Below are 23,665 nucleotides of genomic sequence, written 5' to 3' on the forward strand. Positions count from 1 at the left end.
CCTTTTTGCTGGCCTACAACCACGCCAAAAGGCTCAAGACCTTACGCGGCCTCACGTCACATGAATTTGTGTGTGCCCAGTGGCAGAAAAACCCCGTTAACTTTACTCAGGACCCGACCCATCTCACTCTGGGACTATACATCTAGCAAAGCTTCCCACTCCCGGGTCTGAAAATCATCCTTCAGACCCAGCTCATGAATGGTCGCAACAAAGGCATTCTCATCCTGGAATACCAGTCTGTTTGCCTCTACCCGTAAGCCTTCTGCTTCTACGCCATGAGAGATAGTGCCAGTGGCATTCGGCTTCGGATTTTCCTGCTTACTACAGGCAGCCAGCAACAAACAGCTGGCGGCAAACTTTAGAACAAATTTTTTCATGTCAGTAGATAATTTGGTTAAGAAAACAAGCTAAAAATTACCCTGAATATACACAAATCATTATTTGAAGCAGCGCCCTAGATTTGTGCTGCACGCTGTAAAACCGCCATCACTTCCGATGGCTTATTTTCAAAAAACTTGATCCTACGATACTTCCGCTTCTTACTCCGTTCAGGGAATGCGCACGGTCTGCATTCCCCGTTCGTTTTTGGGCTTTACACCCGCGTCATCCACGACGAAACGGCTTACGCCGCCTACATCCCCATTGAGGCCCGCCGCCGGGAGCTGCTTCGCAGCCCGGCTTCCATCACCGTGCGCGACTTCGGGGCGGGCTCCCACACCGGGGCGGGCCGGCAGCGCCGCCTGCGCGACATTGCCCGCACCGCCGCCAAGCCCCGGCCGTTCGGGCAGCTGCTGTTTCGGCTGGTGCAGCACTTCCGCCCCGGGGTGGTGCTGGAGCTGGGCACCTCGCTGGGACTGACCACCGCTTACCTGGCCGCCGCTGCGCCCGCGGCCCACGTCGTCACCTTCGAGGGCTGCCCCCAGACGGCCGCCGTGGCCCGGCAGACCTTTGAGCAGCTGGGCCTGACCAACGTCGAGCAGGTGGAAGGCAACCTAGATGAAACGCTGCCCGCCGCGCTGGCGGCCCTGCCCGGGCCCTTGGACTTTGCCTTTTTCGACGGCAACCACCGCTACGAGCCCACGGTGCGCTACTTCGAGCAGTGCCTGCCCTACCGCACCGACCAGAGCGTGTTCATTCTGGACGACATTCACTGGTCGGCGGAAATGGCCCAGGCCTGGCAGACCATCAAGGCCCACCCCGACGTGCGCCTGACCATCGACCTGTTTTTTGTCGGGCTGGTCTTCTTCCGCCCCAACCAGCCCCGGCAGCACTTCTCCCTGCGCTTCGATAACCTGCTGGACAAGCTGCTGAACCGCGTGAAGGGCCTCTCCGCCTGAGCAGAACAAAAAGAACGTCATGCTGAGCGAAGTCGAAGCATGACGTTCTATATATTTGGGAGCTGACTACCGAATAGCCTCGCGCACCCGGGTGAGCTTGATGAGCAGCGCCTCGAGCTGGTCCAGGGCCAGCATGTTGGCCCCGTCCGACAAAGCTGTGGCGGGCGTGGGGTGGGTTTCGATGAACAGGCCGTCGGCGCCCACGGCAATGGCGGCCTTGGCAATGGTTTCGATCAGGGCCGGCTGCCCGCCCGTCACGCCGCTGGCCTGGTTGGGCCGCTGCAGGGAGTGGGTGATGTCCATGACCACCGGCACGCCGAAGCTGCGCATGGCGGGCAGGTTGCGGAAGTCCACTACCAGGTCGGAGTAGCCGAAGGAGTTGCCGCGGTCGGTGAGAATCACGTTCGGGTTGCCCGACTGCTGCACCTTTTCCACGGCAAACTGCATCGACTCGCCGCTCAGAAACTGGCCCTTCTTTACGTTGACCACCTTGCCGGTCTGGGCCGCGGCAATCAGCAGATCGGTCTGCCGGCACAGGAACGCCGGAATCTGCAACACGTCCACGTACTCGGCGGCTAAAGCGGCCTCATCCGACTCGTGGATATCCGTCACCGTGGGCACCCCGATTTCGCGGCCTACTTTGGCCAGGATCTTCAGCGCCGTTTCGTCGCCGATGCCGGTGAAGGAGTCGAGGCGGCTGCGGTTGGCCTTGCGGTAGGAGCCCTTGAAAATGAATGGAATCTGCAGCTTATCGGTCATGTGCTGCACTTTTTCGGCGATGCGCAGGGCCATGTCCTCGCCTTCGATGACGCAGGGGCCGGCCATCAGAAAAAACTGGCCGGAGTTGGTATTGCGGAAATGGGGCAGCGCCTGGGCTAGGGAAGTGAGCATGAGAGAAGGTTATTTCTTTTTCAGACAGATGAATAGCTCCCGCCCCTGCCGGGGCGGCAGCGAGTTGTACGCCGTTTCAAAGTGCACGAAGTCGAAGTAGGGGGCGAAATACCCGCGGTACTCCTCGCGGGTACCGCCGAAGGGAGGCTCCGTGCCGGGGCCGAAGTCGGTGGCAAACAGCAGGCCCATGAGCGTGCTGCCGGGACCGAGCAGCTCGGCGCACTTGCGGGCATAGGCCGGGCGCAGGCGGGGATGCAGGGCGCAGAAAAACGTCTGCTCCACGATGAGGTGGTAGGGCGGCGTGGCGGGCAGAGCGAAGAAATCCTGGAGCAGCAGGTGGGCCGCCGGAAACGTCGGCACGCGCTGCTGCAAATCGGCCAGCGGCGCGGGCGCCAGGTCGGCCACGAAAATATTTTCGTATCCTTGATCGTGCAGATACTCCGCCTCATAGGCCCGCCCCGCCCCCGGAATCAGAATACGCCGGTCGTCGGGTGGGCCCAGCTGGGCAAAATAATCGCGCAGGGGCGGCGTTATCCCGCCCGCATCCCAGCCCGTACGGCCGGCCTGGTAGCGCTGCTGCCAGTAGGCGGCGTCGAGGGGCGAATCCATTTGCATGCGGATGTAGTATTTAAGGCTTAAACTTGCCCGGCGCGGCAATCCCTTTATTTTTGCCCAAAGGTAACCCACCCTCCGGATTGTTTCCGGCTTCATTTAACCCCTTTCCGCATGGAACAAGATCAAAACCCCGAGCCCAAGAACAACAACCGCGTGCTGCTGATTGTGGCCCTCATCCTGGTTTTGCTCGGTATCAACGGCGTGCTGTTTTACATGAACCAGCAGAAAGGCAAGCAGAATGAGCAGCTCGTCGCCGACATTAAGGTCAAGGACACCAAGCTGGAAGAGCAGATCAAACAGTACGAAACCCTGAAGGCCGATTTTGAGCGGCAGAGCCAGGAAGTGCAGGGCATGGGGCTGGCCAATGACTCGCTGGAAGCCAAGATTGCCTCCATCAACGCCGACCTGCTGAAGCTGCGCTCCTTTAAAGCCGGCAGCTTCTCCATCGGCGAGCAGCGCCGCTTCCGCGACCGGGCCGCCAACTTCGAGGTGCAGCTGCGCAAGAAGGACGAAGAAATTGCCCAGCTCAAGCAGGACAACGAAGCCCTGTACACCGAAACCACCACGCTGAAAGAGCGGCAGAACCGGTTGTCCGACACGATTACCACCGTCGTGCGCTCCAACCGGGAGCTGGCCGAGAAGGTGACCATTGCCTCCCACCTGCAGACCGAGAATATCCGCATCAACGTCGTCAATTCCCGCAACAAGGAAAAGGACGACGACGACAACGAGTTTAAGGCCAAGCGCGTGGAAAAGGTGAAGATCACCTTCAACCTGGCCCGCAACGACGTGTCGCCCAAAGAAACCAAGCAGATCATGATGCGCCTGATCGAGCCCGACGGCGCGGCCCTCTACAACCTGAGCACCGGCGGCGGCACCTTCATGATTGACGGCTCCGAGGCTTTCTACACGGCCAAGCAGGACATCGTCTACGACAACTCGCGCCAGCCCGTGCAGTTTCTCTACGCCAAAGGCGCGGCCTACAAGACCGGCCTGCACACGGTGGAGCTCTACGAAGGCGGCGTGATGATCGGCAAAACCACGTTCACGCTCAAGTAGGGAGTTGACGGCAAGGGTGGAGCGCTACTCCGGCCCTTATCAAAACGATAAAAGGCCCCGGCTACAGTAGCCGGGGCCTTTTACGTGTTAAGCCTTCCGTTGCTGAAAGTCTACTTCAGCGAAGCCTCGAACTCGTCGAGCTTCTTGTGGGTAGCTGTAATGTTCTCGGTGAAGATAACCACCACCGAGCCCTCCCGGGCCGTGCTTAGCACGTGGTCGATGGCCTCCGGCTCGTGCTCAATGTAGGTGATGGGCAGGCCAGGCTTGTCGAGCTGCAGGCCTTTTTCCATCAGCGCCCTGATTTCCTCGGCCGTTTTGCCGCGCAGGTCGCGGTCCTGCCGCAGCACTACCTCGTCGAAGATCTGACCCGCAATGCGCGAGAAGCCCAGCGTGTCCTCGTCGCGCCGGTCGCCCAGCCCCGACACGATGCCCACCTTGTGCGTAGCCGGCGTGGCATTCAGGAATTCGGCAAACTTGGTAATGCCCGCCGTATTGTGGGCGTAGTCGACGATGACCTCAAACTTGGGGAACTTGTAGAGGTTCATGCGGCCCGGCGTCTTGGTGGCCGAGGGCACGAACGTACGCAGCGCGGTCTTGATGTCGTCCCGCTCGAAGCCGGCCAGGTAGCCTGCCAGGGCCGCCGCCAGGCTGTTTTCGATGTTGAAGCCGGCCCGGCCCCCGAAGGTTATCGGGAACTCCGCGGCCCGGTCGATGCGCAGCTTGTAGCTGTTGCGGTAGATGGTCACGTAGCCTTCCTCGTACACGGCGGCCACGCCCCCGGCTTCCACGTGGTCGAGGATGCGGGGGTTGTTTTCGTCCATGCTGAACAGCGCCACGCGGCACTGCAGGCCCTTGGCCATGGCGTACACCAGGTCGTCGTCGGCGTTAAGCACGGCCCAGCCGTTTTTGCGCACGGTGCGGGGCAGCACGCCCTTCACGGCGGCCATTTCCTCCACCGTGTTGATGTCGCGCAAACCCAGGTGGTCGGCGGCCACGTTGGTTACCACGGCAATGTCGCAGGTGTGGAAGCCCAGGCCGGAGCGCAGCATGCCGCCGCGGGCCGTTTCGAGCACCGCGAAGTTCACCGTCGGGTCCTTCAGCACAAACTCCGCGCTCTGCCCGCCGGTGCAGTCGCCTTTCTGCAGCTGCTTGCCCTGAATGTAGATGCCGTCGGTGGTGGTGAAGCCCACTTTGTAGCCCTTGGAGGCCACCATGTGCGCAATCAGGCGGGTGGTGGTGGTTTTGCCGTTGGTACCCGTCACGGCAATAATCGGGATACGGGCCGTGGCGCCGGGCGGAAACAGCATGTCGACGACGGGCGCGGCCACGTTGCGGGCCAGCCCCACGGTGGGCGAAATGTGCATCCGGAAGCCCGGGGCGGCGTTTACCTCAATTACGGCCCCGCGCGACTCGTTCAGCGGCACGGCAATGTCGTTGGTCAGCAGGTCGATGCCGCAGATGTCGAGCCCGATGATGCCCCCGACCCGCTCGGCCAGCAGCACGTTGTAGGGGTGCAGCTGATCGGTCACGTCGGTAGCAGTGCCGCCGGTGCTGATGTTGGCGGTGCTTTTCAGATACACGATTTCGCCGTCCGGCAGCACCGATTTCAGGCTCAGCCCCGCGCCCTTCAGCATGTCGAGCGTGTGCTTGTCGGCCTTGATGCTGGTGAGCACCTTTTCGTGGCCCACACCGCGGCGCGGATCCTTGTTTACTTCGTCGATGAGCTGCTGAATCGTGCTCTTGCCGTTCCCGGTGACGGCGGCCGGGGTGCGCCTGGCAGCGGCCACCAGCTTCCCGTTTACCACCAGCAGGCGGAAGTCGTGGCCTTCGATAAACTGCTCCACGATGACGGCGCGGGAATACACCTGCGCCGCTTTCAGGCCGGCAGCCGCCTCTTTCCAGTTCATGATGCGGATGGTGGCGCCCTTGCCGTGGTTGCCGTCGAGCGGCTTGGTCACGATAGGAAAGCCCAGCTCTTCGATGGCGTCGCGCAGGCCGGCTTCCGAATATACGGTCGTGCCGTTGGGCACCGGCACGCCGGCATCCTTAAGCATGGCCTTCGTGCGGTTCTTGTTGCCGGCAATTTCGACGCCCGCGTGCGAGGTCTGCGACGTAGTGGTGGCCCAGATGCGCTTCTGGTTCACGCCGTAGCCCAGCTGGATGATGCTGGTGTTCTTGAGCTGGATGTAGGGAATGTTGCGCGAGGCGGCCTCGGCCACAATGCTCCAGGTGCTGGGGCCAAAGAACTCGTCTTCCCGGATTTCGTGCAGTTCGGCCACAATGGGCTTGATATCCACCTTCTCCTTTCTGCAGAGCGCCTCCACGATTTCGACGGCGGCCTCGGCCGCAACGCGGCCGGCGCGCTCTTCCTGGTAGGCAAACACGACAAACTCCACGCCCTCTTCCTTGGCCGGATACGACTTGCCCCAGTACACGGGCATGCCAGCCAGCCGCTGCAGCTCCAGCGCCACGTGCTGGATGACGTGGCCGATGGGCTCCCCGTCGGTCAGCTGCTCCAGCGTCAGCGGCGGGTGCTTGGCCGACTGCTTGGCGGAGGTGTAACCCGAGTTGGCGGAGGTTTCGCCGGGCTTGCCCAGGCCGGGCAGCAGTTTGGTGAGGCGGCTGGCGAGGCCGGGCACGGCATTGGACCACTTGTCGGCAAAATCGCCGAGGTCCACCTTCATAACAATGAGCTTAAAGTGCTTTACGGACCAGTAGCTGGGCCCGCGCATCGTGCGGAGGTCAATAATCTTCATACTGTGTTTTGGGGTGGAGGTCGACTTGTGGGCGGTTGTACGCGGATTTGAAATGTAGGGATAATGATTCAGGAAATAGCAGCAACCCCGCCGCCCGGCCCAGATAAACTGCACCCTGGACCGAAAAGCCCGAACGCAAAAAACCCGGTCGGGGCTAATCGACCGGGCAACAGAGCTACATAGAAAACAGGAACTAGAAAAAGAGGTGACGAGCGGATTCGAACCGCTGTAGGAGGTTTTGCAGACCTCTACCTAGCCACTCGGTCACGTCACCGGGCTTGGTTTGGGTTGCAAAGCTAAGCCATTGGCCGGCTTTTACCAAACCTGCTCGCGCAATTTCTTCGGGTAGCCGCTTAACGCGCTGGGCATCTGAAAGAAGAAATATCCAGAGGCCTCTGCCCCATAAACCCGGCACGCCCGGCGAAGCGAAGTCCAAGCATCTCTCCTGCTCCGTGACAATACTATTCAGGCGAAGCGGCAAAGGATACCGCCCGCTTTACTCGGCAGCACAGGCTTTGATTGGTAGTTGGTGAGCTGCACAAAAAAAGGCCCCGACTTGCGCCGGGGCCTCTTCTCTTACTCAAAAGCAGAAAGCTTAGGCTTTCTCCTCGTCCTTCTTATCGGCAGCTTCGTCGCCGGCAATCAGGTCTTTGGCTTTGTCGATGGCGTCGCCGGCAGCTTCGGTTACTTTGCCTACCACGTCACCGGCAACTTCCTTGGCTTTGTTGAAAGCGTCGGAGTGCGTGGCGGCGTCGATGGCTTCGCCGGCAGCTTCCTTGGCCTTGTCGAAGGCGGCGGAAGCGGCACCGGTTACGGCAGCCAGGATACCACCAGCGGCAGCAGCAGCAGCAGGAGCTTCAGCAGCCTCGGCGGCCGGAGCAGCTTCAGCAGCGGGAGCTTCAACTGGCGCAGCAGCCTCAGCCGGGGCAGCCTTCTCAGCTTTCTCAGCCTTCTCAGCCTTCGGAGCAGCCGGGGCCGCGAGCTTCTGCTCACCAGCCTGACGCTCGGTACCCATCATCTTGTCGCGCAGAGCCGACAGCGCATCCAGGTCGCCGAGGGTCGACTTCTCACCCGTAGCGGGCTTCTTGAGGTCGCTCAGCTTGCCTTCGCCCTGGGCCGCAGCACCAGCGCCGCCAGCGGGCTTCTTCTTGGTGAACTTCGAGTTGCGGCTGTCTTCTTCCTGCTGCTGGTTGAATACAGCGGTGTGCGACAGTACAATGCGACGGTCATCCTTGGAGAACTCCACTACGCGGAAGTCCAGCTGCTCGCCGTTCTCGGCGTTCGAGCCGTCCTCTTTCACCAGCGACTTCGGATACGCGAAGCCCTCGATGCCGTACGGCAACTCGAGCACGGCACCACGGTCGTTTTTCTCGGTGATGGTAGCCTTGTGCACCGAGCCGGGGGTGAATACCGTCTGGAACGTATCCCAGGGGTTTTCCTCCAGCTGCTTGTGACCCAGGGCCAGGCGACGGTTGGTGACGTCCAGCTCCAGTACTACCACGTCCAGACGGTCGCCTACCTTCACCATTTCGGATGGGTGCTTGATCTTCTTGGTCCACGACAGGTCCGAAACGTGCACGAGGCCGTCTACGCCTTCTTCCAACTCGACGAACAGGCCGAAGTTGGTCAGGTTACGCACCAGACCATTGTGCTTGGTGCTCACGGCGTACTTGGTGCCGAAGTCGCCACGGGTCCATGGATCTTCGCTGAGCTGCTTGATGCCGAGGCTCATCTTGCGGTCTTCGCGGTCGAGGGTCAGAATCTGAGCCTCTACTACGTCGCCCTGCTTGATGAAGTCCTGCGGGTTGCGCAGGTGCTGGCTCCAGCTCATCTCCGAAACGTGGATCAGGCCTTCTACGCCCGGCACGATTTCCATGAAGGCGCCATAGTCGGCTACGTTCACGATCCGGCCTTTCACCTTGGTGCCTACGCCCATTTCGGCGGGCAGCGAATCCCACGGATGCGGGGTCAGCTGCTTCAGGCCGAGGCTGATACGCTTCTTGGCTTCGTCGAAGTCGAGAACGACAACGTTGAGTTTCTGATCCAATTGCAGCACTTCGCTCGGATGAGCGATACGGCCCCACGAGATGTCGGTGATGTGCAGCAGACCATCTACCCCACCAAGGTCGATGAACACGCCGAAGTTGGTCATGTTCTTGATTACGCCTTCGAGGATCTGGCCTTTCTCCAGGTTGTTGAGGATAGCCTCACGCTGCTTCTCGAGGTCTTTCTCGATCAGGACTTTGTGCGATACAACTACGTTGTCGAAAGCGGCGTTGATTTTCACCACCTTCACTTCCATGCGACGGCCGACATAGATGTCGAAGTCACGGATGGGCTTCACGTCAATCTGCGAGCCGGGCAGGAAGGCTTCTACGCCGTCCAGATCCATGATCAGACCACCTTTGGTCCGACGCTTTACCACGCCTTCCAGAATGGTGTCATTCTCCAAAGCATCGTAAATCGACTTCCAGGCCTGCTTGATCTTGGCCTTCTTGCGGGACAAAATCAGCTGACCGTTCGAATCTTCCTGGTCTTCGATGAATACCTCAACCTGGTCGCCGATTTTCAGGTCTACCAGGTCACGGAACTCCGACAGGGGCACCAGGCCGTCCGACTTGAAGCCGATGTTCAGGATAACGTCGCGGTCGGTGATACCTACTACGGTACCTTTCACCACTTCTTCTTCCTGGACCGTCGTCAGCGTGTCGCCGTACATCTGCTCCATCTCGGCGCGCTGCTCCGCGGTATAGTTACCGCCAAACTGCGAGGCTCCGAGGTTTTCCCAATCGAAGTTATCTACTACTTCTACTGCCATAATACGTGTTGGCCCTTCTGTACACGTCCGGCGCAGGGCCCCCAACCGGAACGCGTTATGAGTAACTTCCTAAGGCTCAGCCTCAGGCCCCACCACCCTGGCGGGGCGGCAAAGATACGGAGTTGGCGGCAGGATTCCCAGCGCCGAATCAGTTGAAAAACACCGGGTTAAAATACCGGCGCGCCCGGCGGCGCGCTACCACCGGTTTTGCCCGCGCCCGGGCCGCCGTCACGGTGGCCCAAACCGGCCGATTTGCCCGGGAGGCCGGATTATCTGTTCAAAATTTTGGCTTCGCCTTTCTGGTTTACCCCGCGTTTGCGACCGTTCACCGCCCGGCCTCAGACGTTAGTCCCCGCCCCGGCAAATCGGGAGCCGCGCCCCCGGCAACTTGCAGCAGCCGGGAGAAGTATGGAACGACGTATCCGACAACCACAACCAACCTCTCTACCCATGAGCTACATCAAAGCCGGCCAGGATGCCAATGGCCAAGACGTCAAACTGCACTACACCGACCAGGGACAAGGCAACCCCATCGTATTAATTCACGGCTGGCCCGCTTCCCACGAAATGTGGGAATACCAGCTGGCCGAGCTGCCCAAGCACGGCAACCGCGTTATTGCCTACACCCGCCGCGGCTTCGGCAACTCCACCAAAACCTGGGACGGCCACGACTACGACACGCTGGCGGACGACTTGAAGGCCGTGCTCGACACGCTGGATCTGCAGAACGTGACGCTGGTCGGCTTCTCGATGGGCGGCGGCGAAGTGGCCCGCTACATGAGCCGGCACGGCGGGGCCCGCGTGGCCCGCGTCGCCTTCATATCGGCCGTGACGCCCTTTCTGCTGCAAACCGACGACAACCCCGACGGCGCCCCCAAGAAGGTGTTTGACGGAATGGTCGAGGGCCTCCGCAAAGACCGCTTCGATTTCCTGTCTTCCTTCGGCAAGAAGTTCTTCGGCGTGGGCACCATCAGCCACCCCGTGAGCAGCGCCACGCTGGACTGGATGCAGGCCATGTGCCAGCTGGCCTCGCCCCGGGCCACCGAGCAGGACGTGTACGCCTTTGCCGCCACCGACTTCCGCCAGGATCTGAAGGCGCTGAAGGTCCCCACGCTGGTTATTCACGGCAGCAGCGACGAAACCGTCCCGGCCAAGGTCAGCGGGGAGCGGATGACGCAGTACGTGCCCCACGCCCGGTTTGTGGCGTACGAAGGCGCCCCGCACGGCCTGTTCATCACCGAGAAAGACCGGCTGAACCAGGATCTGCTGGCCTTCGTGGGCTCCACCGTCAGCACCAAAGCCGCGCAGCCCGCCAACTACTAGCCGGTAGCGCGGCCCGCACGAAGAAGGGCCCGGCACTGAAGCATTGCTTCGGTGCCGGGCCCTTCTTCGTGCGGGCTTGTGGGCAGGCCTAAGCCCGGCCCATTTCGCGCAGGTGAGCAACGTGGGAAGCCACCGCGTAGCGCATCTTGGGGTAGTCGTTGTAGGTGATGCCGAATTCCTCGCAGGCCTGCCGGACGATTTTGCTCAGCGCCGGATAGTGCACGTGCGAAATGGTCGGGAACAGGTGGTGCTCCACCTGGAAGTTGAGCCCGCCCACCAGCCAGCTGATGACGCTGTTGTGCGTGGCGAAGTTGGCCGTGGTCTTAATCTGGTGAATGGCCCACTCGTCTTCCAGCTTGCCGGTCGTTTCGTGGGGCATGGGAAAGGAAGTGTGCTCCACGGTGTGGGCCAGCTGAAATACCAGGCTCAGCGAGAAGCCGGCCACGGCCATAAAGATGAGGAACCCAACCAGCCAGCTCACAAACCCAAGCGTGTAGAGCGGCAGGCCCACGAACAGAAACAAGTTGAGCAGCTTGAAGCTCCAGAACACGACATGGTCGGTAGGCTCCATCTTCTTGATCGGCATCTCCCCGATTTTACCCTTGAAATACTTCTGGTAATCCATGAAGAAAATCCAGGCGATGAACAGCAGGGAGTAGAAAAACCAGAAGTACAGGTGCTGAAAGCGGTGCATGCTGTGGCGCGGCTGGGTAGAGCTCAAACGCAGCCAGGGCTGCGCGTCGATGTCATCATCAACCCCTTCGATGTTGGTGTACATGTGGTGAATCAGGTTGTGCTTCGCGTTCCACATGAAGCTGCTGCCACCCATTACATTCAGCGTAAAAGAGGCAAACTGATTCAGCCAGCGGCTTTTGCTGAACGAGCCGTGGGCGCCGTCGTGCATCACGTTGAAGCCGATGGCCGCGCCGGTCAGGCCCAGCAGCACACTCTCGGCCACTCCCAGCCAAACCGATGGGGTAAAGAAGACGAGATGCACGTACAGGGCCACAAACGTGGCTGTCAGCACCACCGCCTTGACAAACAGGCTGGCGTTGCCGGTCGTAGACTTCTCGTTCTCCTCGAAGTAGATGTTGATTCTGCGCTTCAGCTCGGCATGAAAGGAGCGTGAAGCGGCGAACTTAGGAACGGCCATGAAGTAGAGTTGGGTGAACGGAGGCAAAGGTACCCCATTGCAACCTCAACTAACGGGAGTTAGTTTACCGCGGTTTGCCAGATTCCGGGGCCGTCTTCCTCATTGCCGCCGTCAAGCTCCTCTGAAAATGCATTTAGCCAGCTGAATAACAGCCTCAACGCCGGCGCAGCCCACCTCTGCACGCAGTTGCCACGGCGCCGACACCCATCGAAAAGAGCCAAAAACCTGTACCTCTTTCTCGGCCACCAAAACGCCGGCGCAAGGGGCCGGAGAAGGAGGGCAGGAATTTCACCGACCGGTCTGGCGGTGGGCAGCGAGCAGGCACCCGCTCCCATTCCGCCTGCGTCAGAGTGGAGCCACCGGACGCCACAAGCCACAAAAAAACCGACTGCGGGGCAGTCGGCTTGTTCAGCTCGTCAGTTCAGGTAGGCGTGCCAGTTGTGGTCGAGCGTGCCGGCGCTGAGCTTAAGGAAGCCCGAGAGCGTGGGCTTCTTGGGCTTCTGCCGGATGTGCAGGCCGGCCTCGTCGGGGGTGCGGTGGCCCTTGGCGTGGTTGCAGCGCGAGCAGGCCGTAAGCAGGTTCGTCCAGCTCGACTCGCCGCCGCGGGAGCGGGGCAGCACGTGGTCGAGGGTCAGGTTTTTGGTCGAGCCGCAGTACTGGCACTCAAAATGGTCCCGCTTCATGATGTTGTGGCGGCTCAGGGCAATGCCTTTGTAGGGCACGCGCACGTAGCGCTGCAACCGGATGATGCTGGGCTTGGGATAGGTGTGGGAGATGGTTCGCAGCGTGCCGTGGTCCGAGTTAGCAATCATCTCGGCTTTGTCGAGATAAAGCAGTACAAAGGCTTTCTGCACGCTGCACAACGTAATGGCAGTGTAGTCGCCATTGAGTACAAGCACTTTTTGGTCCATACGCTAGGGTGTGAATCATCGGGGTACAGCGAAAGCTAGATGATTCTAAGCGTATTAACAACAGCGCAAGGGTTTCAGTTGCGCGCTTCGCGCTGGCGAGATGGCAACGATTGTCATTGCGAGCAAAGCGAAGCAATCCGTCCTGGACAATGCGCCAAGCCCTGTTACGCTACAAAGCCCTTACGTTTGCTAACGTCGGGGCTTTGTGGATTAACAAGGCTTTTTACAGTTCCGAGGACGAATTGCTTCGTCTCTGCTTTACTCGCAGAAGGCTCGCAATGCCAGACTGACATCTCAATCGGCCAGAATCCGCTTGATCAGGCGCAGCTTATGGCTGTACTTCTGGCGCTGGCGGTGGTAGATGCCGTTGTGGTCGAGCGGGTCGATGCGGACTTCGCCGCTGGCGTGCAGAATCTGCTGGTCGTCGAGCATGAGGCCCACGTGCACGATGGCGCCGTCGGCATTATCGAAGAACGCCAGGTCGCCGGGCCGGGTCTGCGACACGAAGTGCACGGTCTGGCCGTGGTCGATCTGCTGGCGGGCATCGCGCGGCAGCTGCACCCCGATCAGGCCGTAGAGCTGCTGCATCAGGCCCGAGCAATCCAGCCCGAACAGCGACTTGCCCCCCCACACGTACGGCGACTTCAGGTACACCTGCCCCATCTTCTGCACCAGGGCCAGGCGCTTATCCACCGGGCCGCCGGGGCCGTGCCCGTTCAGGGGGTTGGTGGCGGCCCCGTTGTAGAACATCGTCTGCGCGCCCAGGCGCAGCGTCATGCCATCAAAAAACGGCAGGCGGCTGCCCAGCGTAACCGGAATGCGGGTGGCGGCGTCGCTGACCATCTGCACCACGTCGAGGCTGCGCGGGTGGTCCTGCTGGCCCCAGGCAGTGAAATACTCGCCCGTGACGGGCAGGTGCTGCTTGAAGTCGATCCAACCCACGTACTGGTCGGCGGCCAGCCGGATCTGGTGCCAGCTGCCCTGGGTGAGCAGAATGGTGTAGCACTCGCCAAAGATGAGCTGGGTGACGAGCTCGGCCTTGTCGGTGGGCTCGGCGCGCACCGGCACGGCGCTCAGCGCACAGATTCCGTGTTCCAAAATAAGGAGGTGGAGAGTAGTAGTGGTAGTGAACCGGGGAGCGGTAGAATGATCAGGCGGCAAGTTCGCAGTTTTATCGGCACCAACTGCACAGCCCACGCCCTCTTTCCCGGCGGCCCCGCTCCTGCTCTTAGTACTCCCGGGCGCGGTCCATTTCGCGCTTCTGGTCCTTGGCCTTGATGTCGTCGCGCTTGTCGTAGAGCTTTTTGCCTTTGGCCAGGGCAATTTCGAGCTTGGCGAAGCCCCGGTCGTTGACGAACAAGCGGATGGGCACGATGGTCACGCCCTGCTCCACGGCCTTGCCGGCCAGCTGGCGCAGCTCCTTCTTATTCAGCAGCAGCTTCCGCTCCCGCTTGGCCTCGTGGTTATTGTAGGTACCCAGGCTGTAAAGCGAGATGCTCAGGTTGTGCACCCACAGGCTGCCATCGGCGTGGAAGGCGCAGAAGCCGTCCTGCATGTTCACGTTGCCCTCGCGGATGCTCTTGATTTCGGTGCCCTGCAGCATCATGCCCGCGTCGTACTTGGCCAGCAAGCTGTATTCGTAGCTGGCGCGGCGGTTCACAATGTTGACGCGCTTGGGGGTATCGTCTTTCTGTTTGGCCATGTTCTGGGGGGCGTCGGCGCCTTGCCGGCAGCGGCGGGTAATAAAGGAGAGTAGCGTAAGTACGGAAATTCGCCGCCACCGGCGGGATTCCGCGCTAATTCAGCTTGAGCCGCGGGTCGGGGCTGATGAGCTGGGTGGTGAAGTCACCGGCCTGGTACTGGAAGTGGGCCGTCATGGCCACCATGCCGGCATTGTCGGTGCAGAATTCGAAGTCGGGAATAAAGATTTCCCACCCTTTTTCGGTGCCCAGCTGGGTCAGGGCCGCGCGCAGGCCGGAGTTGGCAGCCACGCCGCCGGCCAGGGCCAGCTGGGTCAGGCCCTGGTCGTGGGCGGCGCGGGTGAGCTGGCGCAGCAGCGTGAGGATGATGGTGTGCTGGATGCTGGCGCAGAGGTCGGGCAGGTTTTCGGGGATGAAGTCCGGATTCTGGGCCGTCTGCTGGCGCAAAAAGTACATAACCGCCGTTTTCAGCCCGCTGAACGAGAAGTCGTAGCCGGGCATGGCGCCCACCGGAAACGGAAAGCGCGTGGGGTTGCCCAGCCGGGCCTGCTTATCGAGGTGGGGGCCGCCGGGATACGGCAGGCCGAGCAGCTTGGCGGTTTTGTCGAAGGCCTCCCCGGCCGCGTCGTCGATGGTCTGGCCGATGACCTCCATTGCCAGGGCGCTGCGCACAATCACCAGCTGGGTGTGCCCGCCGCTGACGGTGAGGCACAGAAACGGAAACTGCGGCCGCGGCGCCCGGATGAAGTGGGCCAGAATGTGGGCCCGCATGTGATTCACGGCAATCAGGGGCTTATTCAGGGCCAGGGCGAAGGTTTTGGCGAACATGCTGCCCACCAGCAGGGAGCCCAGCAGCCCCGGGCCCTGGGTAAAGGCGACGGCGTCGAGGGCAGATTTCTCTACCTTTGCCCGGCGCAGGGCTTCCTGCACCACCGGAATCAGGTGCTGCTGGTGCGCCCGCGAGGCCAGCTCCGGCACCACCCCGCCGTATTGTTCGTGCACCTGCTGCGTGGCCACCACGTTGGCCAGGATTTCGCCGCCCGCCATCACGGCGGCGGCGGTATCGTCGCAGGAAGACTCGATGGCCAGGATAACGGGGGTCAGCATGGGAAAAAGTTCAGCGTGAAAAAGCGTCGGCGGCCGGCGAGCAAAGCGCCGGGCCGGCGGCGGAAGCACAAAGGTCGTTTAAATCAGTAAACCGGGGATTTTGCAGATAGTCTGACCCAACTCGCGTACTTTTTCCGGGGCCGGGGTTTTAAGGCAAGGGGTTTGCGCAGGCAGCCGTTGCCTAAAATCCCGCATCTTCGTATTCTGCCCGCCTTCCTTTCCCGTTTCGCCGCCCGTGCCCCGCTTCCTCTCCATCACGCTCAAAGTTCTGCTTAGCCTCCTTTTGCTGGTGGGGCTGGCCGTGGGCGGCCTGCTGCTGGCGCTGCGCGTTCCGAGCGTGCAAACCCGGCTGGCCCACCGCGCCGCCACCCTGCTCAGCGACAAGCTCGGGCAGCGCGTGCTGATCGGCCGGGTGGACGTGCGCCCGTTTTCGCGGGTGCTGCTCGAAGGCATTCAGGTGCTGGACCGCCGCGGCAACGAGCTGTTCAGCGTGGGCCGCGCCGATGCCGACATCCGGCTGTTTTCGGTGCTGGACCCCAGCCACCTGCACGTGGGCAGGCTCACGCTGGAGGAGCCCCGCTTTGCGCTGGTAACCTACCCCGAAACGCCCGACTCCACCAACCTGAGCGAGTTTCTGGGGGCCGTGAAGCGCCTGCTCGGCCCGCCCGACACCACCAAGGCCAGCAAGCCCTTCGACTTCCAGATTGAAGCCGTCAGCCTGCGCAACGGCCGCTTTATCCTCGACCGGCAGGATACGCCCAAAGCGCCCGAGTACGGCCGCTCGATGGACTACGCCCACATGTACGTCGACAGCATCTACGCCGACGCCACCGGGCTGCGCCTGCGGGCCGACACGATTCACGCCAACCTGGCCGGCCTGCGGGCCGTGGACCGGCCTTCCAAAACCCGGCTGCGGGAGCTGACGGCCGACATGACCTACGCCACCCGGTTCTGGGAATTCAAGGACCTGAACCTGCGCGTGGGCAACTCCCAGCTGCACGACTACCTGCGCTTTGACTTTCGCCACTTCCTGAACTTCACCGACTTCAACGACTCGGTGAAAGTAACGGCCAGCCTGCTCCCCTCCCGCATCTACTCCGACGACATTGCCCAGTTTGCGCCCCAGCAGGCGGTGCGCGACCTGAAGGAAACGGTGCTGATTTCGGGGCAGGTCAAGGGCTACGTGACCAACTTCACCACCAAAAACCTCGACGTCACCTACGGCCGCAACACCCACGTCATCGGCAACTTCGACGTGAAAGGCCTGCCCAACCTGAAGGAAAGCTTCGTGTCGATGCGCCTGAAGCCGTCGGTGATTGACGGGCGCGACATCCGGCGCTACATCCCGGCCGCGGGCTGGCCCTACGTGCAGCGCCTGGGCACGGTGCGGCTGCAGGGCGAGTTTCTGGGCTTCTACAACGACTTCGTGGCCAACGGCGCCTTCCGTACGGCGCTGGGCGACGTGGTATCGGACGTGAATATCAAGTTCAAGACCGACCCGCGCTACTCCAGCTACGAGGGCCAGGTGCGCACCACCGGCTTCCAGCTGGGCAAGCTGCTCGGCGACGAAAGCCTGGTGCGCGACATCACCATGAACGGCCGCGTGGAAGGCGTGGGCTTCACCCCCGACGCCCGCCTCACGGCCAATGCCACCGTGCAGAGCATCTGGCTCAAGGGCTACCGCTTCCGCAACATCACCACCAACGGCCGGTTCAGCAAGCAGTTTTTCGACGGCAAGCTGGCCGTAAACGACCCCAACCTGCAGATCAGCGCCACCGGCACCGTGGACCTGAATAAAACCCGTCAGGCCTTCAATGTGAAGGCCCTGGTGAAGCGCGCCGACCTGCGCGCCCTGGGTCTGACCACCCGGCGCGTCACCATCGCCACCACCGCCGACGCTAACTTCCGCGGCCTGAAGCTCGACGACCTCATCGGCACCATCAAGCTGCGCAACTCCCGCCTGGACTACGAGGGCAAGACCGTACCCATCGATACCTTCGACGTGGTGAGCCAGCGCGTGGCCGGGCAGCGCACCCTGCGCGTGCGCTCCGAGGTGCTGAACCTGGACGCGGCCGGCACCTTCAACTTCACCACCGTGGCCCGCGACGTGCAGACGCTGCTGACCGAGTACCGCCTCAACTTCGAAAGCAACGACGCGGCCATTGCCGACTACTACCGCCGCAAGCAGCAGCGCCCGATTGCGGACTACGAAATTGCCCTGAACCTGTACCTGAAGCAGGCCAACCCCGTGCTGCACGTCTTCGTGCCCCAGCTCACGCTGTCGGATTACTCCCGCATCGACGGCTCGTTCCGCAACGGTCTGACCTCCATCTTCCAGCTGGGCGGCCACTTCAACGGCGTGCAGTACGACAGCATCAGGGCCGTCAACACCGATTTTGAATTCACGACTTCCAAGCTGCCCTACCAGCCCGAGGTGCTGGCCCAGGCCAACATTACCTCGGAGCGGCAGGTGCTGCCCGGCCTGGGCAAGACGGAGAACTTCTACGTCGAAGGCGTGTGGGACCAGGAGCGCATCAACTTTTCCACCTCCCTGGCCCAGACCGGCACCTCCAACAAAGCCACCATCAACGGCGGACTGGTTTTTCTGCCCCGCGCTATTCAGATTGTGTTCCGGCAGTCGGGGGTGAACCTGCTGGGGAAGGACTGGACCATTGCCGCCGATAACTCCGTGATTATTTCCGGGCTGGGCAAGGAGTTCGACATCCAGAACCTGAGCCTGAGCAGCGGCACGCAGAGCGTGAGCGCCCAGGGCTTCATCTCCACCGACCCCAGCAAGGTGCTGCAGCTGGCCGTCAAGGACTTCCAGCTCGGCACGCTCAGCTCGCTCACTACCCAGAAAATCGAGGGCCGCGTGAATGCGGAAGGAAAGATCAGCGGGCTGTACGGCACGCTGGAAGTAAACAGCACCCTGAACGTGGACTCGCTCACGTTCGACAAAACCCTGATCGGGGACGTGCGCGGCAAAGGCAACTGGCACAACGGCACCAACCACCTTGACGTGGACCTCGACGTGATTCGGGAGCGGCAGCGCGTGGTGCGGCTGGCGGGCACCTACGCCCCCCGCGAGACCGAGCAGCAGCTCAACCTGACCGCCATCCTCGACAACGCCCCCGTGAAGCTGGCCGAGCCGTTTCTGAACACCCTGTTTCGCGACATGAGCGGCACGGCCATGGGCACGCTGCGCCTCACCGGCCGGCTGGCGGCCCCGGTGCTGCTCGGCGACATCGACGTGAGCGACGGCAAGCTGACCTTCATCTACCTGGGCACTACCTACACCTTCGCCGACCGTATCCGGTTTGCCGATGACGGCATCGTGCTGAAAAACGTGCGCCTGCGCGACCCGCTGGGCAACTCGGGCGTGCTCGACGGCACCATCTACGAGAAGGGCTTTCAGGATATGCGCCTCGACCTGCGGGCCAGCTTCACCAAGCTGCTGGTGCTCAACACCACCCGCAAGGACAATGAGCTGTACTTCGGCACGGCCTACGCCACCGGCGACGCCCGGGTGCGCGGCCCGGCCGATAACCTGGTCGTGAACGTGACGGCCCGCAGTGAGGCCGGCACCCGCCTGTCGTTGCCGCTCGACAACGCGGCCAAGGCCGAGAAGGCCAACTACATCAGGTTCGTCAACCGCAACGTGACCGACACGGCCCGCACGATCAGGGTGCCCACGGCCGCCGCGGGCCGCTCCGATCTGTCGGGCATCCGGCTCAACTTCAACCTGACGGTGACGCCGGACGCCTACATCGAGATTCTGCTCGACGAGAGCACCGGCGACGTCATCCGGGGCACGGCCACCGGGCAGCTGCGCCTGAACATCGACACCCGCGGCGACTTCAACATGTACGGCGCGGTCGAGATTGTGCGCGGGGCCTACAACTTCACTTTGCAGGGGCTGGTCAACAAGGAGTTTGTGGTGCGGCCCGGGGGCAGCATCACCTGGAACGGCGACCCGCTGCAGGGCGAGATGAACGTGACGGCGGCTTACACCCAGCGCACGTCCCTGGCCCCGATTCTGCAAACCAACAACGCCGTGGTGCCCGTGACGGCCGTGATGAATCTGACCGGCCCGCTGCTGCTGCCCATCATCCGCCTGAACCTGGAATTCAACGACATCCCCTCCTCGCTCGAGGGCGAGCTGACGCCGTTTCTGTCGGCGCTGCGCAACGACGAGCAGGAGCTCAACCGGCAGGTGTTCAGCCTGATCGTGTTCCGCCAGCTGACCTCGCCGGGCTCGTTGGCGTCGGTGGCCTCGTTCCGGGGGCAGGACAATGCCCTGGGCAACAGCTTGGGGCAGATTATTTCCACCCAGCTGGGGTTGCTCACCTCCCAGATTGACCCCAACCTGGAAATCTCCTTCAACTTCACCGGCCTCACCGCCGAGCAGCTGCAGGCCCTGCAGGTGCGCCTGAGCTACAGCTTCCTCAACGGCCGGCTGCGCGTCACCCGCGAAGGCGGCTTCAGCAACACGGCCAGCGCCCCGCCCGGCACGACGGGCAACCAGAACACGGCCCAGGCCTCGCTGCTCGGCGACCTGAGCCTGGAATACTACCTGCGCCCCGACGGGAAGTTCCGGGCCAAGCTGCGCTACGAAACCACCCCGCGCGACTACAGTGACCTGACCGGCTTCAGCAACCAGGCCCGCGCCGGCGTCAGCCTGCTGCACACCGAGCAGTTCGACTCGTTCCGGGAGCTGTTTTCGCGCAAGCGCCTGAGCCGCCGCGCCGCCGCCACCCGCAAAGCCCGCGAGGTGCTCAACATCGACGACGACCCGCGCACGGTGATGTAAAAACCCAGGAATCCTGACGTACGGCCGGCCCGCGGCGGCTATTGTGCCGATTCATAATTCCGAACCCCGTACTTTTGCCCCGCATGCCCCAGAATCGTCCTACCCGTAAAAAGAAGCTTGGCAACTATCCGCACCTGATGGTGGTGTTCAGCATCACGCTGGCCTTGCTGGTTATCGGGCTGTTCGGGCTGCTGCTGATCCACGCCCACAAGCTCTCCAACCTGGTGAAGGAGAACATCGAAATGCAGGTGTACCTGGAGCGGGACCTGCCCGAAACCGAGCTGCTGCGCCTGCAGCAGGACTTCGGCCGCAAAAAGTACATTGCCTTCAAGGACGACCAGCCCCAGGTGCGGTTTCTGTCGAAGGAGGAAGGCGCCAAGCAGTTTGTGGAGCAGACCGGGGAGGATTTCCAGCAGTTTCTGGGCGACAACCCCCTGCGCGACGCCTACATCCTGAAAATCAACGCCGACTACACCGAAACCGCCGCCCTGCGCCAGATCGAGCAGGACCTGAAGACGGCCAAGGGCGTATTTGAGGTGCAGTACGTGCAGAGCCTGATAACGTCCATCAACCAGAACGTGCGCAAGCTGAGCCTGGTGCTGCTGGGCTTCGCCGTCATCCTGACCCTGGTCGTGACGGTGCTGATCAACAATACCATCAAGCTGGCGCTGTTTTCCCAGCGCTTCCTGATCCGGAGCATGCAGCTGGTGGGCGCCACATCGTTCTTCATTCAGCGGCCGTTTCTGCGCCGGGCTACCTGGCAGGGCTTCGTCAGCGGCGTGCTGGCCGGGCTGCTGCTGCTGGCGCTGCTGCAATACGCCTACCTGCAGGTCGACGAGCTGCGGCTGCTGCGCGACGAGCGGCTCATCGGGGCTTTGCTCGTGGTGATGGTGGCGCTGGGCGCGGGCATCGGCTTTCTGAGCTCCTACCGCGCCGTGCGCAAGTACCTGGGCATGGCCCTCGATGATTTGTATTGATTGGTTGGTGGGGTCTTGGGGGCTTAGGGTCTTGGTTTTTAGCTCTGATGACTGCCAGACCACGCCACCGACCGTAAGGCCTTAGCCCAAACCGCCCGCCCTGACCCGCGAGGTCACCTCCCAGGATTCCCAAAAAACCAAGTCCCCAAGACCCTAAGTCCCCAAGACCCCAAGAGCCTAAAATGGAACAGAAACCCACTCCCCGCTTCGCCTTCGGGCCGCGCAACTACCGGCTGATGTTTATCGGGCTGGCCGTGCTGGCCGCCGGCTTCGTCACCATGACGCTGGACTCGGCCCCCTACGGGGAAGGCTTCCTGGGCATCACCCTGGGCCCGATTCTGCTGGCCATCGGCTTCGGCATCGAGTTCTGGGCCGTCATGGCCCGCAACGGCCACCACGCCGCGGTAGCCACCGATGCCGTGACCCGCGAGGAGCTGGCGGCCAACCCGGTTCCCGGCGGCGCCCCCGCCCCGGCTTCCCCCGCGGCCCCGGTCCGGCCTACCTACACGCGCCCTTCGTAGATGAGCTACTGGCACGCGGTGCTCCTGGCCATCGTTGAGGGGCTGACGGAGTTTTTGCCCATTTCCAGCACCGGGCACATGATTATTACCTCCGCCCTGCTCGGCATTCCGGTTACGGCCTTCACCAAGCTCTACCTGGTCGTTATCCAGCTGGGCGCCATTCTGTCGGTGCTGGCCGTGTACTGGAAGCGCTTTTTTCAGAGCTTCGACTTCTACCTGAAGCTGCTGGTGGCGTTTCTGCCCATCGTGGTGGTGGGGCTGCTGCTCAAAAAGCACATCGACGCCCTGCTCGACTCCGTGACGACGGTGGCCGTGATGCTGCTCGTGGGCGGCGTGGTGCTGCTGTTCGTCGATAAGTGGTTTCCGCAGGAGACGCCCCAGGAGGGCGGACGCCCGGTCACCAACCCGAGCTTCAAGGAAGCGCTGCTCATCGGCTTGTTTCAGTGCCTGGCCGTGGTGCCGGGCGTGAGCCGCTCGGCGGCCACCATCATCGGCGGCCTCACCCAGAAGCTCACCCGCCGCGCCGCGGCCGAGTTTGCCTTCTTCCTGGCCATGCCCACCATGGCCGCCGCGGCCGTCAAAGACGTCTACGACTACTACAAGGATGCCCACGCGCAGGGCACCGATCTGGCCCACCTGTTCACGGCCGAGCAGCTTAAGCAGCTGGCTTTGGGCAACGTGGTGGCCTTCGTGGTGGCGCTGCTGGCCATTCAGGTATTCGTGGGCTTCGTTACCAAGTATGGCTTCCGGGCCTTCGGCATCTACCGCATCATCGTGGGGGGCATTTTGCTGATTCTCATTGGCCTGGGCATTAATCTAAAGCTGGTATGAGCGACGTAACGCCGCAGGAGTTTGATTTTGAGGAGGGCGAAGTGCTGCTGCTGGACAAGCCGCTGACCTGGACCTCGTTTGACGTGGTGCGCAAGGTGAAGAACACGCTGCGCATCCGCAAAATCGGCCACGCCGGCACCCTCGACCCGCTGGCTACGGGCCTGCTGATTCTGTGCACGGGCAAGAAAACCAAGCAGATTGACCTGATTCAGGCCCAGGAAAAAGAATACACCGGTACCTTCCGCCTCGGCCAGACCACGCCCAGCTTCGACCTGGAAACGCCGGTCGACGCCGAGCAGCCCTTCGCCCACCTCACCGACGCCGCCGTGCGGGCCGCCACCGCGCAGTTTCTGGGGCTGATTGAGCAGACGCCGCCGCTGTTTTCGGCCGTCAAAATCAACGGTGAAAGAGCCTACGAGGTGGCCCGCCGCGGCGGCGAGGCCGAAATCAAGAGCAAGCAGGTGACCATCCGCGAGTTTGAGCTGACCCGCGTCGAGCTGCCGGAAGTAGATTTTCGGGTGACCTGCACCAAAGGCACCTACATCCGCAGCCTGGCCCGCGACTTTGGCGCGGCCCTGGGCGTGGGCGCCCACCTCACCCGGCTGATCCGCACCCGCATCGGGGCCTACAGCCTGACCGACGCGCTGACGATGGAGCAGATTGAGGCGCTGCGCCCGCCGCGGCCCGAGGGTGAGGAAGCCCGCCCCCCGCGCCAGCAGAACCAGCGCCGCCCCGAGCGGCGCGCCGGCCTGGAGTTCTATAACGCCCAGCAGCCGGCGGCCCCCGCTCCGGCGGCCGCTGCCCCCACCGACGACGCTTCGTAGCCCCCGGCTTTACTCCCTGTTTCACCAACCTT

The 23,665-nt window shown here is 62.2% G+C and carries 17 protein-coding genes, 1 tRNA gene and 1 pseudogene; 8 read left to right on the plus strand and 11 right to left on the minus strand.

Annotated features, from left to right (window positions below; translation table 11 throughout):
• Positions 1-134 precede the first annotated feature (134 nt).
• Complete coding sequence (locus ABD842_RS15215) at positions 135-377, minus strand: hypothetical protein (protein WP_345115701.1); 243 nt, start codon at positions 375-377, stop codon at positions 135-137.
• Between the two features lie 138 nt (positions 378-515).
• On the opposite strand from ABD842_RS15215, the gene ABD842_RS15220 reads away from it, so the two are divergent.
• Positions 516-1,337 carry an O-methyltransferase gene (locus ABD842_RS15220; protein ID WP_345115704.1) on the plus strand — a complete coding sequence of 274 codons (822 nt, stop codon included), beginning with the start codon at positions 516-518 and terminating at the stop codon, positions 1,335-1,337.
• Between the two features lie 66 nt (positions 1,338-1,403).
• On the opposite strand, the gene kdsA is transcribed toward ABD842_RS15220, so the two are convergent.
• Both kdsA and ABD842_RS15230 read right to left on the minus strand, forming a co-directional pair.
• The gene (gene kdsA / locus ABD842_RS15225) at positions 1,404-2,228 is read right to left on the minus strand and encodes a 3-deoxy-8-phosphooctulonate synthase (RefSeq protein ID WP_345115707.1); all 825 of its coding nucleotides are present in this window, start codon (positions 2,226-2,228) and stop codon (positions 1,404-1,406) included.
• 9 nt (positions 2,229-2,237) lie between these two features.
• Entirely contained in the window at positions 2,238-2,837 is a 600-nt protein-coding gene (locus ABD842_RS15230; protein WP_345115710.1) for a class I SAM-dependent methyltransferase, read from the minus strand.
• Positions 2,838-2,954: 117 nt separating this feature from the next.
• Here ABD842_RS15230 and ABD842_RS15235 point away from each other — a divergent pair, with 117 nt between their 5' ends.
• A complete protein-coding gene (locus ABD842_RS15235) occupies positions 2,955-3,902 on the plus strand; it encodes a hypothetical protein (RefSeq protein WP_345115713.1) in 948 nt (315 codons plus the stop codon).
• A 110-nt stretch (positions 3,903-4,012) separates the two neighbouring features.
• On the opposite strand, the gene cphA is transcribed toward ABD842_RS15235, so the two are convergent.
• From cphA to rpsA, 3 genes and pseudogenes are all read right to left on the minus strand, one after another.
• Positions 4,013-6,658, minus strand: a complete 2,646-nt coding sequence (gene cphA / locus ABD842_RS15240) for a cyanophycin synthetase (protein WP_345115716.1) — start codon at positions 6,656-6,658, stop codon at positions 4,013-4,015.
• 203 nt (positions 6,659-6,861) lie between these two features.
• Positions 6,862-6,932: transfer RNA gene (locus ABD842_RS15245), tRNA-Cys, on the minus strand.
• A gap of 756 nt (positions 6,933-7,688) precedes the next feature.
• A pseudogene (gene rpsA / locus ABD842_RS15250) lies at positions 7,689-9,476 on the minus strand (30S ribosomal protein S1); the annotation flags it as partial.
• A 450-nt stretch (positions 9,477-9,926) separates the two neighbouring features.
• Here rpsA and ABD842_RS15255 point away from each other — a divergent pair.
• Positions 9,927-10,799 carry an alpha/beta fold hydrolase gene (locus ABD842_RS15255; RefSeq protein ID WP_345115719.1) on the plus strand — a complete coding sequence of 291 codons (873 nt, stop codon included), beginning with the start codon at positions 9,927-9,929 and terminating at the stop codon, positions 10,797-10,799.
• Positions 10,800-10,887: 88 nt separating this feature from the next.
• Here the strand turns inward: ABD842_RS15255 and ABD842_RS15260 are convergent, their stop codons facing one another.
• From ABD842_RS15260 to tsaD, 5 genes are all read right to left on the minus strand, one after another.
• Positions 10,888-11,952 (minus strand): fatty acid desaturase family protein, encoded by a 1,065-nt coding sequence (locus ABD842_RS15260; RefSeq protein WP_345115722.1) that lies wholly within the window; start codon positions 11,950-11,952, stop codon positions 10,888-10,890.
• Positions 11,953-12,368: 416 nt separating this feature from the next.
• Positions 12,369-12,863 carry an HNH endonuclease gene (locus ABD842_RS15265; protein ID WP_345115725.1) on the minus strand — a complete coding sequence of 165 codons (495 nt, stop codon included), beginning with the start codon at positions 12,861-12,863 and terminating at the stop codon, positions 12,369-12,371.
• A 294-nt stretch (positions 12,864-13,157) separates the two neighbouring features.
• Positions 13,158-13,961: a C40 family peptidase gene (locus tag ABD842_RS15270; protein ID WP_345115728.1), complete on the minus strand. Its 804-nt coding sequence runs from the start codon at positions 13,959-13,961 to the stop codon at positions 13,158-13,160.
• Positions 13,962-14,091: 130 nt separating this feature from the next.
• Entirely contained in the window at positions 14,092-14,565 is a 474-nt protein-coding gene (smpB, locus tag ABD842_RS15275; protein WP_345115730.1) for an SsrA-binding protein SmpB, read from the minus strand.
• A 94-nt stretch (positions 14,566-14,659) separates the two neighbouring features.
• Positions 14,660-15,670, minus strand: coding sequence for a tRNA (adenosine(37)-N6)-threonylcarbamoyltransferase complex transferase subunit TsaD (tsaD, locus tag ABD842_RS15280; RefSeq protein ID WP_345115733.1), 1,011 nt, complete (start codon positions 15,668-15,670; stop codon positions 14,660-14,662).
• 235 nt (positions 15,671-15,905) lie between these two features.
• Between tsaD and ABD842_RS15285 the strand changes: the two genes are divergently transcribed.
• From ABD842_RS15285 to truB, 5 genes are all read left to right on the plus strand, one after another.
• Complete coding sequence (locus tag ABD842_RS15285) at positions 15,906-20,480, plus strand: translocation/assembly module TamB domain-containing protein (RefSeq protein ID WP_345115736.1); 4,575 nt, start codon at positions 15,906-15,908, stop codon at positions 20,478-20,480.
• 83 nt (positions 20,481-20,563) lie between these two features.
• Positions 20,564-21,457 (plus strand): cell division protein FtsX, encoded by an 894-nt coding sequence (locus ABD842_RS15290; protein WP_345115739.1) that lies wholly within the window; start codon positions 20,564-20,566, stop codon positions 21,455-21,457.
• A 182-nt stretch (positions 21,458-21,639) separates the two neighbouring features.
• Entirely contained in the window at positions 21,640-21,978 is a 339-nt protein-coding gene (locus tag ABD842_RS15295) for a DUF3098 domain-containing protein (RefSeq protein WP_345115742.1), read from the plus strand.
• Positions 21,979-22,809 (plus strand): undecaprenyl-diphosphate phosphatase, encoded by an 831-nt coding sequence (locus ABD842_RS15300; RefSeq protein ID WP_345115745.1) that lies wholly within the window; start codon positions 21,979-21,981, stop codon positions 22,807-22,809.
• Positions 22,806-23,633, plus strand: coding sequence for a tRNA pseudouridine(55) synthase TruB (truB, locus tag ABD842_RS15305; RefSeq protein WP_345115748.1), 828 nt, complete (start codon positions 22,806-22,808; stop codon positions 23,631-23,633). Before ABD842_RS15300 ends, truB begins: the two co-directional genes overlap by 4 nt.
• Positions 23,634-23,665 lie beyond the last annotated feature (32 nt).

It is taken from the genome of Hymenobacter algoricola (genome assembly GCF_039539525.1).
Taxonomy (GTDB): domain Bacteria; phylum Bacteroidota; class Bacteroidia; order Cytophagales; family Hymenobacteraceae; genus Hymenobacter; species Hymenobacter algoricola.